This is a genomic window from Alteromonas sp. B31-7, assembly GCF_015767655.1.
In the GTDB taxonomy this organism is placed as follows: domain Bacteria; phylum Pseudomonadota; class Gammaproteobacteria; order Enterobacterales; family Alteromonadaceae; genus Alteromonas; species Alteromonas australica.
In genome coordinates this window covers 1528200-1541838 of the sequence record NZ_CP065233.1, presented here as the reverse complement: position 1 = coordinate 1541838, position 13639 = coordinate 1528200, and the positions used below count along the sequence as shown (strand labels likewise).

General features: G+C 46.2%; 16 protein-coding genes. 6 read left to right on the top strand and 10 right to left on the bottom strand.

What is annotated here, in order from left to right:
- Positions 1 to 11: 11 nt before the first annotated feature.
- Positions 12 to 503, top strand: coding sequence for an FKBP-type peptidyl-prolyl cis-trans isomerase (locus IUA53_RS06505; protein WP_044447996.1), 492 nt, complete (start codon positions 12 to 14; stop codon positions 501 to 503).
- A gap of 80 nt (positions 504 to 583) precedes the next feature.
- Here the strand turns inward: IUA53_RS06505 and IUA53_RS06500 are convergent, their stop codons facing one another.
- On the bottom strand, positions 584 to 922 hold the full coding sequence (locus IUA53_RS06500; protein ID WP_044057565.1) for a P-II family nitrogen regulator: 339 nt from the start codon (positions 920 to 922) through the stop codon (positions 584 to 586).
- Positions 923 to 927: 5 nt separating this feature from the next.
- Positions 928 to 1761 (bottom strand): ammonia-dependent NAD(+) synthetase, encoded by an 834-nt coding sequence (gene nadE, locus IUA53_RS06495; RefSeq protein WP_044449629.1) that lies wholly within the window; start codon positions 1759 to 1761, stop codon positions 928 to 930.
- Between the two features lie 260 nt (positions 1762 to 2021).
- Here nadE and IUA53_RS06490 point away from each other — a divergent pair, with 260 nt between their 5' ends.
- Positions 2022 to 2594 carry a GspH/FimT family pseudopilin gene (locus IUA53_RS06490; protein ID WP_082052908.1) on the top strand — a complete coding sequence of 191 codons (573 nt, stop codon included), beginning with the start codon at positions 2022 to 2024 and terminating at the stop codon, positions 2592 to 2594.
- Between the two features lie 24 nt (positions 2595 to 2618).
- On the opposite strand, the gene IUA53_RS06485 is transcribed toward IUA53_RS06490, so the two are convergent.
- Positions 2619 to 3008, bottom strand: a complete 390-nt coding sequence (locus IUA53_RS06485) for a type IV pilin protein (RefSeq protein WP_052806677.1) — start codon at positions 3006 to 3008, stop codon at positions 2619 to 2621.
- 111 nt (positions 3009 to 3119) lie between these two features.
- Here IUA53_RS06485 and IUA53_RS06480 point away from each other — a divergent pair, with 111 nt between their 5' ends.
- Genes IUA53_RS06480 through IUA53_RS06465 form a run of 4 tightly spaced genes read left to right on the top strand, consistent with a single transcriptional unit; the run spans position 3120 to position 5349 of the window.
- Positions 3120 to 3611, top strand: a complete 492-nt coding sequence (locus IUA53_RS06480; RefSeq protein WP_172655523.1) for a GspH/FimT family pseudopilin — start codon at positions 3120 to 3122, stop codon at positions 3609 to 3611.
- Positions 3605 to 4216 carry a prepilin-type N-terminal cleavage/methylation domain-containing protein gene (locus IUA53_RS06475; protein ID WP_044447999.1) on the top strand — a complete coding sequence of 204 codons (612 nt, stop codon included), beginning with the start codon at positions 3605 to 3607 and terminating at the stop codon, positions 4214 to 4216. Before IUA53_RS06480 ends, IUA53_RS06475 begins: the two co-directional genes overlap by 7 nt.
- Positions 4200 to 5084, top strand: coding sequence for a hypothetical protein (locus tag IUA53_RS06470; RefSeq protein WP_044448001.1), 885 nt, complete (start codon positions 4200 to 4202; stop codon positions 5082 to 5084). Before IUA53_RS06475 ends, IUA53_RS06470 begins: the two co-directional genes overlap by 17 nt.
- A gap of 46 nt (positions 5085 to 5130) precedes the next feature.
- Positions 5131 to 5349, top strand: coding sequence for a hypothetical protein (locus IUA53_RS06465; RefSeq protein WP_044057569.1), 219 nt, complete (start codon positions 5131 to 5133; stop codon positions 5347 to 5349).
- 4 nt (positions 5350 to 5353) lie between these two features.
- Here IUA53_RS06465 and IUA53_RS06460 read toward each other — a convergent pair whose 3' ends face one another.
- The 7 genes from IUA53_RS06460 to fkpB form a co-directional block, all read right to left on the bottom strand.
- Positions 5354 to 5818: a type IV pilin protein gene (locus tag IUA53_RS06460; protein WP_044448003.1), complete on the bottom strand. Its 465-nt coding sequence runs from the start codon at positions 5816 to 5818 to the stop codon at positions 5354 to 5356.
- A 5-nt stretch (positions 5819 to 5823) separates the two neighbouring features.
- Complete coding sequence (locus tag IUA53_RS06455; RefSeq protein ID WP_044448005.1) at positions 5824 to 9897, bottom strand: PilC/PilY family type IV pilus protein; 4074 nt, start codon at positions 9895 to 9897, stop codon at positions 5824 to 5826.
- A gap of 13 nt (positions 9898 to 9910) precedes the next feature.
- Complete coding sequence (locus tag IUA53_RS06450) at positions 9911 to 10474, bottom strand: PilX N-terminal domain-containing pilus assembly protein (protein WP_044448006.1); 564 nt, start codon at positions 10472 to 10474, stop codon at positions 9911 to 9913.
- Positions 10471 to 11316, bottom strand: a complete 846-nt coding sequence (locus tag IUA53_RS06445; protein WP_044057573.1) for a PilW family protein — start codon at positions 11314 to 11316, stop codon at positions 10471 to 10473. Before IUA53_RS06445 ends, IUA53_RS06450 begins: the two co-directional genes overlap by 4 nt.
- Entirely contained in the window at positions 11313 to 11936 is a 624-nt protein-coding gene (pilV, locus tag IUA53_RS06440; RefSeq protein WP_231401270.1) for a type IV pilus modification protein PilV, read from the bottom strand. The genes IUA53_RS06445 and pilV overlap by 4 nt, the downstream gene beginning before the upstream one ends.
- A gap of 286 nt (positions 11937 to 12222) precedes the next feature.
- Positions 12223 to 13167 (bottom strand): 4-hydroxy-3-methylbut-2-enyl diphosphate reductase, encoded by a 945-nt coding sequence (gene ispH / locus IUA53_RS06435; RefSeq protein ID WP_044448010.1) that lies wholly within the window; start codon positions 13165 to 13167, stop codon positions 12223 to 12225.
- A 2-nt stretch (positions 13168 to 13169) separates the two neighbouring features.
- Positions 13170 to 13637: an FKBP-type peptidyl-prolyl cis-trans isomerase gene (gene fkpB / locus IUA53_RS06430; protein WP_044057576.1), complete on the bottom strand. Its 468-nt coding sequence runs from the start codon at positions 13635 to 13637 to the stop codon at positions 13170 to 13172.
- Between the last annotated feature and the right edge of the window lie 2 nt (positions 13638 to 13639).

Here is a 13639-nt window from a genome sequence, read left to right as displayed (position 1 = left end):
CAGGATTATCTATGACCATTACTTCTGATAGCGTTGTCAGCCTTCACTACACAGTTTCCACTGAAGACGGCACTGAACTAGATTCGTCGGCAGGAAAAGCGCCATTGGTGGTACTACAAGGTCGACGTTTTCTTATTGAAGGCTTAGAAGAAGCCCTCATTGGTAAAGAGAAAGGTGACAAATTCAATTTATCTGTTGAGCCTGAAAAGGCTTACGGGGAACGTGTAGACGCCCTAGTTCAGCGCGTACCTCGCACTATGTTTGACGGCATGGACGTGGAAGTAGGTATGTCTTTTAGAGCAACTACGCCTGAAGGCGAACAGTCGGTAATTATCATCGAAACCACTGAAGATGAAGTGGTTGTAGATGGTAACCACCCGCTAGCCGGCATTCCGCTGACCTTCGACGTTGAAGTGGTTGACATACGTGACGCAACAGAAGAAGAGTTAGCCCACGGCCATGCTCACGCAGGTGGAAGTTGTGGCGGCGGTGAAGAACACTAAAGCGCAGATAAAAAAGGGAGCCGATGGCTCCCTTTTTCGTTATTACGCAAATGCTTAAAGCCAACCTTGGCTAATCGCCTTTAAATTGCTTCTTCGTTTTGTTCCCCGGTGCGGATACGTACCGCACTCTCTACGTTGTAAACAAAGATTTTACCGTCACCAATTTTTCCAGTTTTCGCTGAGCTCTCAATGGCCTCAATGGCTTGCTCTACACGCTCATCATCAAGTACCAGTTCTATCTTGATTTTTGGAAGAAAATCCACTTGATACTCGGCACCACGATAAAGTTCTGTATGGCCTTTTTGGCGACCAAAGCCTTTCACTTCTGACACTGTCATGCCAGAAATACCTACTTCAGCGAGGGCTTCACGTACATCATCCATTTTGAATGGTTTAATAATGGCTTCAATTTTTTTCATAGCAACTACTCATCATAAATTGTGGGAATAGGAACACGCTTGTGCTGGGTACGTTGATAAATATAAAGAAGTTTCTCATCGACATCCGCTGACACTGATTTTCCCTCTAGAAAATCGTCAATTTGGTCGTAGGTCATTCCCAGCGCTTGTTCATCTGCTTTTTGCGGCGATAGCGACTCTAAGTCCGCTGTGGGTGCTTTGGTGATAATATTGTGAGGCGCCCCCAAATGCGCTGCAACTTGCCTCACTTGACGCTTACTTAATCCAAACAATGGCGCAAGATCACAGGCACCATCGCCATACTTAGTATAAAACCCTGTTATATTTTCTGCTGAATGATCTGTGCCCAACACTAAGCCATCCACTAAACCGGCAATTTCGTATTGAATAACCATGCGTGTACGGGCTTTAACGTTACCTTTGACGAAATCAACTTTTGCGTCACTGTCAGGAAGCAGCCCAGTGTTTGCTAGCGCTTCAGTGGTAGAGGCATGAATCGCGTCAGCACCTGGCTGTACATTTACCGTTACCGACTGGCTAGGCTGAATAAAGTCGATAGATGCTTGGGCATCCTGTTCATCGGCTTGCGTGTCATACGGAAGGCGAACAGCAATAAACTGGTAGTTTTCGTGTTTTTCTTCGTTTAGCTCGTTTACGGCCAATTGCGCTAACCGCCCCAATGTACAAGAGTCAATGCCACCGCTAATACCTAGCACAAGGGCATTTAACCCTGATGCCAGAAGTTGTTTTTTAATAAACGAGACTCGACGAGCAACCTCAAAGGCTACATCAATGTCAGGCAGCACTTTCATTTCTTCAATAACTGCTTGTTTTTGCATCATAATATCCACGTTGTTTGTAGGCGTCCTGAGATATGAGTTTACGATAAACTAAGGCTAGATGTTAGTGTTATTCGTGGGTTTACTATTACCAATAACCTAATATTATCATCACGTTCCATGCTTAGTATTACGGATGATGCTTACCTTCCGATTACTATACCCTATTCTAACAGGATTAGTTTACTCTACACGGTATGCTTCTATTTAAGCGATAGCGGCGTCAATAATCAATGTTAATTAAGGTTATGTAATTTACTGTGTCTTATCCAGCTTTGTTTGCCAGCCCCCGCAAGCATAAGGGCCTCACACTACTTGAGATGCTCATTGCCATTGCTATTTTGGCCATTTTAGTGGCCACGGTTACCCCTAGCGTGTCGAATATACTTACGCAAAACCGTATTACCTCAGACGTCAACCGCCTTAGCGCCTTGGCACAACACGCCAGATTTACCGCCATCAACGAGCAGCTTACCGTTACGCTTTGCGCCACCACCGATTATATGGATTGTTCGTCTGAATGGCGCAACGCAAAGATGATATTTATTGACACCAATAGCAACAGCAAAAGAGATGAGGGTGAAAGGTTAATTGCCACGTCAGACCCTATACACCAACGCAATGTTATCAGTGGTGTGACTGACCCTATATTGTTTGCGCAAGAGGGTAACAGCAGTATCCGTACTACCATTACCTTATGTCCAGACAACCAAGATACCACGTTTGCAACAGCGCTACTGATTGCCCTACACGGTAGAATTTCCATCGCCATAGATAGCAACGACGACGGAATAAAAGAAGATCTTAGTGGCGACGAGTTAACCTGCGAATAAACATTCCCGCTAGAGAGTACACGATTATCGCCAGCATGCTAAAGGTTCGGTCGCTAGCGAAGTAACCGTAAGTTTTCTACACGCTTCCTCTTCACTTAAAAATAACAGGGTGGCAGTAATAGAATAGTCCCCTGCGCTGGCTTCGTCCTCAGTAACACTGACGCTCCCATTGTCAAACCCCGGCAATTGCGATAATGACCGGTACGTGCCCTCGTTCATAACAAAGTAGGCCTGTTGAATTTGTATATTTAACAGATACGTCATAACTTGATACCTCAGAGCACTTTCGCGCTGAGCTTGATAGCTGGGTACGGCGACAGACAGCAATATGCCCACTAACGCCATTACCACCAGCAGCTCTAACAGGCTATACCCATAGCGTATTGTCACGCATTCATACTTATTCACACCCATAGTACAGCTTCCTTCTTTCCGTATTTTATTTATGCTCAATTTATCAATGACTGAACACGGTAATAACCGGACAAAAGCATGGTTTTCTTTTTTCAACGCGGGGCAAGCTTAATGGAAAGTATGATATGCGTGGCCTTAATGGGCCTAATGACTACCCTGGCTGCCCCTTCCTTTTTTCATTGGAAAAAGCAAACTGAGTTTGTTGGCGCAATTCAGCATAGCCACTTGTTTATTCAGCATGCGAGAAGCTACGCACTGAGTCATAGACGCAAGGTTTATCTCTCTTTCGATCCCAGCCAATCAGGCTGTATAGGGCTGTCTACGCAGGGTGCCTGCGATTGCCATGCCAGCGATGCATGCCAATTAGATAATCAAACCTACCAACTCTCTTTATCCCAGCTAAGCGCCACCCTGACCCTCAACAGCGAAAAGGCTACTACCATCAGTTTTGATGGCATTCATGGATTGGGCTTTTCTCTGGCATTGACGCTATTTGTTTCAAACTCGTCCCACAAGGGCAAAATCGTGCTCAGTAATTTTGGACGATCTCGTTTTTGCGCAGATTCTAATGAATTAACGCATCGTGGAGTGCCCCAGTGTTAAGACGCAATGGATTTACGCTTGTGGAGCTTATGCTCTCTGTAGCCATAGGGGCAGCATTCCTGACTTCAGCCATCACCTTTATGCTTACGCTGGGACATTCTATGTATCAAATACAGCAACAACTCACCCTAGAAAGCGAGCTTAGGCTATTAACCCAAACGTTGACGCTGCAACTTTCCCGCGCAGGCTATGTGGCGAGGTACCACGATACATCTACGTTAGTTAATCAGCTAGCCCTCAACGGTACTTTGGCCAACATTCACGTGGGGCATCACCCTAATGCGCCTCAACACTCCTGTGTGCTTTTCGCTTACGACAAAAATAAAGATGGCGCTATTTCCTTAGCCTCGCCATCAGAACATTTTGGGTTTCGCCTGAATAACAAAGCATTAGAGTTTAGAGTAGCGGGGAAATCCTGTGAAGCCAGCGGGTGGCACGACATTACCGATACCCGTAAAACGTATGTGTCAGCGTTTGAAATAAAACCCAAACAAGCGGGGCAGCCAGCATGGGTAGTGACTCTCACCTTACAATCTGCCCAACAAGCAGGGCTAACATCGAGCCGCACTTTTTTAATAAGCGCAACCAATGCACACCCGTCTTAATCCACTCACCCAAGAAAGAGGAGCTGTAGCCCTCGCAACCATGGGCATATTGCTCAGTATTGTGAGCCTGTCGCTATGGGTAGTGAGCCAACGGTTGACCAACGAACTGCAGATGGTGAGACGTGGGCTTGCCTATAACCAGGCGTATGCTCAACTGCATGCCCGGCATGCCTCAGTAGCAATGCAATTAAGAACTGCCGATATTAATACCCTGCAAAGCCTGGAGAGCGAACAGCTAGATATCGCTTACCAAACGTTTATTAATAGCAATAATACCCGCAGTGTTCTATTCACTGTAACCCTCTCATTAGTGTCGCCGAGCCTACATATCAAACAAGATTTTTTTCGTTTCTCCAGCCTCTTCTGGTTTCCACTACAAGCCGTCACCAGCGACCAATCAAACCTCACCCAAAAGCTGTTTAATCGGGACTTCGAACCGCTTTCTGCTTCCCATTTTCAGCACATCCTAGAGGCACAAAAGCTGGGTTCACAAGAAGCGCCAAGCCGCCAAGCGATGTCGAAAGAGTCAGTGATTTGGGTAGAAGGTGATTGGGAACTGCCTGACGACACTCACCTTGGTTCCCTTGACGCGCCTGTCTTAGTGATTGTAAAAAATGGCAATATTGCCCTAGGGAACAGGGCATCTTTTTATGGCTTATTGGTACAACTCGACGCTGAATCAAACCGCCGCAATGCGACGCTTGAACATGGCGCTAAACTCTTCGGCGCTTTGGTCACCAACGGTCAGCTAACGTTAAACAACTACGGTAACATTACGTATGAAAAAAATGTGCTCTCTGCCTTGCAGCAACGGGCTGAATTGCAAAATATCTATCCCGTTCCACATAGCTGGAACGACTTCGACTAAACGTCGGGTCGCCCCCCACGCTAGTGCTGGATTTGCGTTACTAGATGTGCTGTTAGCGGCAAGTCTGTTTGTGGTTGGTATGCTGGGTTTCTTGCTCTTTCACCATCAACTTTATTCGCAATGGCAACATGCCGTGGCAATACAAAATGAGTATGATGAATATGCGTTATCGCAGATTAACCCAGCATTGATGTTTTCACCTTTGCAAAAAACAGATGTTGAGCGACTTGCCCCGTTTATTCCAGCTGAGCAAAATAGCAACTAATGCCCTAGCACGCCCAGCAAAATTCGCCGGCGTCTAACGACCCATTGTTGTTCTCATCCCACCCTTTGCGGCCATCGCTGTAATAAAACAATGCACCGTTGCTGGCTTGTGAGGTACCTTCTACAGGAGTAGCTTTTAGCTGATAGCTTAAGGCGTCTGCAGATAAAATAGTGAGGCTATAGCGTTTATTCGCTTCAGGTTCGGTGGCGGGAGAATAGCTTGAGAATATACTCGGGGTGCCGGTATTTCCGCCGTTTTCACCCGCGCCAGTATAAGAAAAACCACCACTGTGATGACGCTCCATGGCCGCAGCAAAAGCCATAAGATCGGCCTGCGCAGTACGCTGGTAGCTACTGACAATGGTTGACTGGTACGAAGGATAGGCAATGGACGCAATTATGCCAATAATGGCAACGACAATCATGAGTTCAATTAAGGAAAAGCCTCGTTCTAAGCTAGAGTGTCTCATTATATTTACTCATTTCTCTCGGTTTCTGAATGCCACGCGCCGCGCTGAATTCGTTCAAACTTTCCGTAGATATTCTCAGCCAAACAAGCGAATGCCGATGTACATGCTTCCTCATTTCCCTCTTCATCCACCTGGATAACCGCAGAAACACATTCAGTGCCTAAACACACCACAGGGCTTACTATGTCCTCTATCAATATTTTAGTTTCCGGCGCAATCCCAGTTTGCTTTAAGTCGGCGTATCTATCTCCACTGTCTAAATCACCATTATTATTGAGGTCGCTTACGGCGTTTCCATTAAACATATTAACCAAGTATGCGCGGCTATTGCCCGTGGGTGGAGCACACGCACTCGTACTCGATACCGCGGGCACATAAGTGGTAAAGAATACCTTGTAGTCTATGATTAAGGGCGACGCCAATACCTTTTCGCCTTCGGTGGTCAATTCAATGTACCACCCTGCTTTGTTGGCAAATTCAGCCGCCGCAATCGCTTGCTCACTTTCATCAGTGCTGGTTAAGCCATGTTCCGTGGCATTATAAAGCTGCGATTCACTGATGGTAGACATAAAAGTGTAATGACCGTCGCTATCACGATTAAATACACCCTCATCTTTTATTAAATAGAAATTATCCTCAATGGTGACATCAAGGGGAGACGCTCGCCATCCGCTGCCTATTGCCACGCCATAGTAAAGCTCATCCCCTAGTGCTATTTCTGTGACGTCCGGACCGTAAAAAAATCGCCGATGGGTTTCAGCGGTATCTCCGCCAAAATCGGCAAGCCTTGCGCCTTTCACAAAATTGTCTCCCGTTTCACCATTGTAAATATCGAAACGAAACAATTGCCCGCCCATATCCGCGGCGTACATGTGATCAGCGAAGCCGTCATTGTCTCTATCAATAACAGAAATTCGCGCCGGTATGCTGTAGTTCATATGCTCTAGGTTTACGGTGGCATCACTGTTACTAGCAGACCAAAGTAAATCTCCGGTGTCTGCATCAAACATAAACACCGCGTTGCCCACGCCATCTACGCTGCGCACCGTTTTATCATCCTGCGCCACGTCGTAGCCGCCGCCCACGATCATCACATTTTTCTCTTCTGTACCGTAACGCACCTTGGTGATAGTCGGCCGGGACCAGGTTTGACCCAGTTTTTCTAACCCTACCGTTCCCCCTTCAATCATAAACTTCAGCGTTGGTGAAGCCTTTTGGGTAACGTCAAACACGTAGTAATTGTTACCGCCTCTACGCATACCTAGATAGAGATAGGTACTATTGCCTACCGTGCGAAGTACCATGTCACCGTCCAAGCCATATTTGTGCTCAAACGTGGAAATGTCCTGATAAAAATGATGTAAGTTCGGCAATAGGCTGCGGGGCATAATGGCAAAATTTTCTTCCCCTGTTGCCGCATCAATGGAGTGCAACATGCCATGATTAGTAGCAACGAAAATAGCTGAATCTGTCTCACTATAATTGACGATAACCGGTTGAGAATGAATAGGGTCTCCCATTTGAAGACGAATATCTGTGGTGTCACCATCGCCATCACTGTCTTTAACATCAACCCCTCGCGCCCATTGAAGCAATGTGGTGCGCAGGTCTTGTGCATCAGTTTCATCTTCAATACCTAAATCTTCCACTGTGATACTGCTATTATCTTCATGAAGCACATTGCTCGAACTCGTTATTACCCCGTTTGCATTAAACACATAAAGGTGACGGTTGGCCGTCATTTTACTGGCTGCGCCTCCCTCCCTAACATCATTGCCATCAGCAAGTACCGACCAATAACTGTGGGAGTTTTCAGCGAAAAAGCCCGTCACGCTGTCTACCGCATCCAGCCCGTTTTTATCCAGCACTTCATCACCATCTAAACGATAGCGTTTTAGGTTGCCGGGCCAAATAGCCCCTTCACTGGGTTTAAACAAAGCAAAATACAATTCGTCTCGGTGCGTTAATCGGTTGAGTTGGTTTACCGCAACACCGGGTGAAACAAAGGTGGCGTTAATGTCTTTCACTGAACGTAAAATAGTATTAAAGGCGTCCAGTAACTCTGTGCTGTTGTCCGCTTGGTAAAAGCCCCCTCCGCTTTGCAGTGCTAACTGATTGAGAAAATTATTGGCGGAGGTATTTGCCGCAAAGCCTATAGTGTGAGTAATAACGCGTCTATCGATAGATGACGTCTCTGACTCGCTAATATCTCTGACCAAATCTAAGCCACATTTTTCCCCTCCACTTCCTGTACAGCTTTGATTAAGCAATGCCTCAATTCTCGACACACTATGATTGTTGTTCGCCTCGCCATCAGACAGCAGCACAATATGATTGTTTGTTTGACACTGTAGATCATTGACAGGAGAGAGGTATGTTGCACCACTGGGGATATATTCATTGATGCAATCACTATCAGATAAGTTATCGTCCGTGCACCCGCTAGGGCGTACCGAATCACTTCCTAAATAGCTACTTCTGTGACTCACTCGCGTATTCTTTCGTACCGTATTAGATACATTGTAATTACCACGCGCTAATCCCCAATCAACCTCTCTACCACCATAGTAATTTACAGCTTCATACAGTGTATCTACGATGGGTGTGTAACCACTTGCGCTAAGTTCGTCCACTTTACTAATAAGCAGTTCCCTCACTGTTGAACTCGCCCCTGGCGTAGCATTCCCATTAAATTTTACCACCAGTCGAGGGGCTGCAGAGGGCACATCGTTGTAACTATACACGCCTCGATAACTAGTAAAATCACTGAATACAAACGCCATCGCGTTACCGGGCTCCCAGCCCGGACGATTCACGATGTCAGACACAATGGATGATAAGTCTGGCGACGTGTAATCGGAGTAACGCCTGAAACTTGGCATAGACCAGGTTACGCCAGAGGTTTTATCTAGGTCTCTTAGTTGATGACGATAGTTAGGGTAAAAGTCGTCGGCATCATCATTGGCTACGGCTTGAATCTGCATACTGGCACCGCTATACCTGTAGGTATCATAAGCCGTGAATTCTAGATACGCCTCGGTTATTGTTGCCCCTTGAGGAATATTAATGTTCTGAAAACGAATACCAATATAGTTGTTGTAATAGTCACTGAAAGTGAGCTCTGAACCTGTACTTTCATAGCCGCGATAATCCTCTTCAAGATTATCGCGAGAACTAGATACCTGATAAACTGCTTCGCCGCCAATACAACCTGTGGCGGTACTATCGTCGTAAACCACCACCAACTGAGGCGCACCACCTTGCCCTGAATCGAATGCTCTCGCTAAACGGTGACTGGCGGCATCTGAACTTGTGCCTTCAACGAATAGAGAAAGGTCTTGTCCACCACACCAGCTAGATAAGCCAACGATTTCTTCGATAACGGACGATATATCTGGACTGGTAACGATTTCTCCAGCCGCGGGAAAGTCATTATCTGTGTCCCACCGCACTTGCGCACTCGTTTGCGTGCGTGTAGATAGATTTGACGCAGCGGTAGAAAGTTCAGCACTGTCGGCATTCGCCTCCCCTTTGATGGTAAATTGAGTGCCGGCAACATTGAATTTCTCGGACGTAAAACGAAGGTAAGCACTAACAATGGTAGCCCCCTGAGGGATGTTCATATCACTAAATCTCAACCCAGTGAGCACCGTATCTGTACCTGAACTTAGCACCAGTTCATCATCGGTAATATCTACATTGCCATTAATTTCATAACCGTCATGATTTGACGCGCTGGTGGATGTCACCAATTCTGGGCGCACCGCGTCATCAATTCCTTGAATGGGATATAAAATGGGCCCGCCGTAGTCAGAAAAGCGCATTAGCCCCGCATTGATATTTGTGGCTGAACCGAGCGCATCTTTGAGTGCATTTTGTACCCGTAACATGCGAGATTGACCGGTATTGTCTGTGCTGGTCATACTGCCTGACGTATCCATAATAAAAAGCACGTTAGGGTTATAGGTTACCGAGTTAGCTGACGAACCTAGGTAAATATCTAAATCGTCGGCCAGTGCACTTACACCTATGCAGGCAAACAATAAACATGAGGTGATAAAGCTGATAAGCCGAGACATGCACACTACCTTACTATTGAGATGCAGGGCCAAACACTGACGCTGCAAGTGTATTGGCAACAGTAGAAGGCTTTCCATCTACCTTCCCACAACCACGAATGATAAATACATGACAATTGACATTACTGCCGCCAATGACATTGCTTGAGCCCCTACAGGCTTGTTCACGTATAAATGCCGTACGTGACCAGCTTTGGGTCGCTGGGGTGCTTTGATAATTTTCCGAACCTATGTTCTGCTTGCCTATTTCTAACGCTCCGCTGGGCATTTGTCGGTTGGTCCAGGTGTTTTCATCAAAGCAGCTTAAGGTATTGACCTGAGGGTCATAAACATTCCCTTGCCGGGCCTCGGACAGCGGGTCAGTAAGGTTAACATCAGACAATAGCACTTCATCTTCAGATTCGAAGAACACGCCAGCAATGGCTGCTTCCGCCGCATCAAATGCCAACCCTGCTTGCTGGGTAGACATCGCCATTTTCGATTGGGTTAAACTACTAGAGACTGCACTTATCCCCAAGATGGTTAACGAAAGCAGCACTAGGAGTGCGAATACCATAACTAACCCTTGTTGCTTCATCCCGACGTCCTCACGAGGTTTTTCATGTTTCTCAAAGCAATGGTTTTGCTAAAGACTTGGTAGTAATGATCGGTGGAAACAGAAATGGCACTTTCGTTGAGCAAGGCAAATTTCTTGGCTGTGGTTTGTTGTACTTGATTTTGATAGCTCGCTAATAACAGCGCCCAGCGAAGTGACACAACCTGTTGATTTTGGTCTCGATAGGCGCCAACTTCATCGGCAGTGATATAGGTAATGGTTTGCCCATTAGAAACATCCATGGTATCACTCACGCCAAATTGCACGTGAAAACGATGAACATTATCGAGTAATACAACACTGGTAGGCGATACCGTTTGTACTTTAAGCCCTCGTAGCACCCGCCCATCATACCCCGTGCATTTAAACTCGTTGCCACTAAGGTAATAGAGGTTCACCACATGAAATTCATCGTTATTAAGATACCCATGACGATTTCCAGTGCAGTCTTGGGAAGCCAATTTGCTCACCATCAGTGTATCACTGCTACCACTGCCACTTTGTGTACTGCCTAACAAGGTATCGGAAACAAAATCACCGGGTACAGCCACTGGATGATTTTGTACATAGGCCGCCTCTACCACAGGATCTACGGTGTCATCTATTGATGTTGTAATACCGTCATATCTACCTACCTCGAGCAACTCCTGCGTGAGCCTATGGGTAATAAATCGGCCAGATTCTTGTACCTGAGAAACGGCTTGGTTGAGCGTATTCGTAATATTGCTACTCACAAGCACTTGAATGACGGCACCGGAAATGACTAAGCCCAGCACCAATGTAATCATTAACTCAACCAAACTAAAGCCTGATGATGACTTCATAGCACAATATCCTTATACACACAGGCAAGGCGCTGACTGTCATCATTATTACAGCGGGCGTTGAGGGTATATTGCTGGTGGCCAGAAGAAGCCACCGGCCAATTTACGTTCACTTCAATACGAGAGCCTGGGCTGCAAATATAAGGGTCGTTGTTATTATTATCAGTACAAGATAAAGCAATTTGGGTATTAGGGTTGGTTTGTACCGCAGCACACGACAACACCCAACCATCGTATTGAGCCATGTCGACTTCACTGCAGCTTGCGCCCTCACAATTGGGAATGGCGGCCGGCTTCGACAAGCAATAACAAGTACTTGGATGGGTGCTAGAGGTACACGTTAAGCCACTAAAATTAAACGCCCCTTCATCAAAATAGGCATTATTAACAACCATGCCGTCACCTACCGTGGCGGGGCGCGCGGCAATTCGAAGGCGCTCAACCACTTGTGCGGCGACAAACTCCGCCTGGGTACGGCTCATGGCATCGCGATTAGCGAAAGAACCGGTAAATTGAAGTGCAGCTACCCCTAGCAAACCTACTGCCAAAATAAACAAGGTAACCAAAATTTCAATAAGCCCCGCACCGCCTTGTTTACCAGCGGGTGTACGAGAGGACATACACTTCATATTCACCTGAGATACATCAGCTTAAAATTATTATCAGTGTAGTAGTCTAGAGCAAAAACGCGTGGCAACGGGTATCGCTAACAATTCAAACGTATAATCGGCTTATGAACAATCACTTAGGTAATTTTTGTCTCAGTCTTTCTTGGTGCAACAAAGATAACCACTTGGGCGTAAAAGTTGATGGGGAAATGAAAGCACATTTACAGTACAAATAACCTATAAAAAAACACCGTCGATGGCGGTGTTTTTTACTGTGTGTAGATGTCTATTAGAGTGGCTAACTCACTTGTTTTACGCGAAGCTCTTTAGGCACAGCAAATTCAACGTTTTCTTCCCGTCCAGCACGCTCACTGGCTGATACTGCGCCCCATAGCTTAAGTTTATTGACCACCCCTTGTACGAGTACTTCTGGTGCAGAAGCACCGGCGGTAACACCAATATGCTCAACACCTTCAAGCCATGCTTGTTGAATACAATTGGCATCGGCTATGAGGTAGGCTTTTGCGCCGATTTTCTCAGCAAGTTCGCGAAGCCGATTAGAATTTGAGCTGTTTTGCGCGCCCACTACCAAGAGCACGTCGCAGTCTGTGGACAAGTCGCGAACGGCGTCTTGCCGATTTTGCGTAGCATAGCAAATATCGTCTTTACGTGGCCCTTGAATATGGGGGAATTTTTCACGCAGTGCATCGATGACATCCGCGGTATCATCCACCGATAGGGTCGTTTGACTACAGTAATACAAGTTGGCAGGGTCTTTAACTACCAAGGTGGCAACATCGGCTTCAGACTCCACCAGATAAATGCCTCCTTCGGCATTACTGTATTGCCCCATGGTGCCTTCCACTTCAGGGTGACCAGCATGACCAATTAAAATACATTCTGTGCCGGTTTTACTGGCACGGGTCACTTCCATATGGACTTTAGTCACTAACGGGCAGGTGGCATCAAACACTTTTAAACCACGTTCTTCTGCTTCTTTTCGGACGGCTTGCGAGACACCGTGCGCAGAAAATATCACAATGCTGTCGTTTGGAACTTCATGCAATTCATCAACAAAAATAGCGCCACGTTCCCGTAACCCATCTACCACAAACTTATTGTGCACAACCTCATGACGCACGTAGATAGGCGGCTGAAACATTTCTAGCGCCCGCTCAACAATGGTAATGGCGCGATCAACACCGGCACAGAAGCCTCTTGGATTTGCGAGATGAATTTGCATAGTTACTTTTCACCTTGTTGAGAATTACCCGGGTTAACATCAATAATTTCTACATCAAAAATCACCGTTTGCCCAGCGAGCGGATGATTGAAGTCTACAGTAACAGAGTCCCCTGCGACACTACGAATGATACCTGGAATTTCACTACCATCGGGTTGTGAGAATGCCAAAATCATACCTTCCTCAATCTTCAAATCACTACCAAACCTGCTTTTTTCCATATAATGCACATTATTGGGGTTAGGCTCTCCAAACGCATCATTTGCGTTTAAAGTGAAGGCTTTCTTATCGCCTTTCTTCAACCCTAATAAGCAGGCTTCAAAATTCGCAGTCAAACTGCCGTCACCCATTACCATTTTCGCAGGCTTATTGTTAACACGGGTACTATCGGCAGCCGATCCGTCTTCCAGCTTTAAATCAAAGTGCAGTATAACTTCACTGTCTGCACCAATTATCATGGTATCTGTCATGT

Excerpts from the sequence above, each read along its gene's own strand:
- IUA53_RS06450 (WP_044448006.1), bottom strand. The coding sequence starts at position 10,474 with ATGAAGCAACAAGGGTTAGTTATGGTATTCGCACTCCTAGTGCTGCTT.
- IUA53_RS06480 (WP_172655523.1), top strand. The coding sequence starts at position 3,120 with ATGGAAAGTATGATATGCGTGGCCTTAATGGGCCTAATGACTACCCTG.
- pilV (WP_231401270.1), bottom strand. The coding sequence starts at position 11,936 with ATGTCCTCTCGTACACCCGCTGGTAAACAAGGCGGTGCGGGGCTTATT.
- IUA53_RS06500 (WP_044057565.1), bottom strand. The coding sequence starts at position 922 with ATGAAAAAAATTGAAGCCATTATTAAACCATTCAAAATGGATGATGTA.
- IUA53_RS06470 (WP_044448001.1), top strand. The coding sequence starts at position 4,200 with ATGCACACCCGTCTTAATCCACTCACCCAAGAAAGAGGAGCTGTAGCC.
- IUA53_RS06460 (WP_044448003.1), bottom strand. The coding sequence starts at position 5,818 with ATGAGACACTCTAGCTTAGAACGAGGCTTTTCCTTAATTGAACTCATG.
- IUA53_RS06445 (WP_044057573.1), bottom strand. The coding sequence starts at position 11,316 with ATGAAGTCATCATCAGGCTTTAGTTTGGTTGAGTTAATGATTACATTG.
- IUA53_RS06505 (WP_044447996.1), top strand. The coding sequence starts at position 12 with ATGACCATTACTTCTGATAGCGTTGTCAGCCTTCACTACACAGTTTCC.
- fkpB (WP_044057576.1), bottom strand. The coding sequence starts at position 13,637 with ATGACAGATACCATGATAATTGGTGCAGACAGTGAAGTTATACTGCAC.
- IUA53_RS06485 (WP_052806677.1), bottom strand. The coding sequence starts at position 3,008 with ATGGGTGTGAATAAGTATGAATGCGTGACAATACGCTATGGGTATAGC.
- IUA53_RS06455 (WP_044448005.1), bottom strand. The coding sequence starts at position 9,897 with ATGTCTCGGCTTATCAGCTTTATCACCTCATGTTTATTGTTTGCCTGC.
- nadE (WP_044449629.1), bottom strand. The coding sequence starts at position 1,761 with ATGCAAAAACAAGCAGTTATTGAAGAAATGAAAGTGCTGCCTGACATT.
- ispH (WP_044448010.1), bottom strand. The coding sequence starts at position 13,167 with ATGCAAATTCATCTCGCAAATCCAAGAGGCTTCTGTGCCGGTGTTGAT.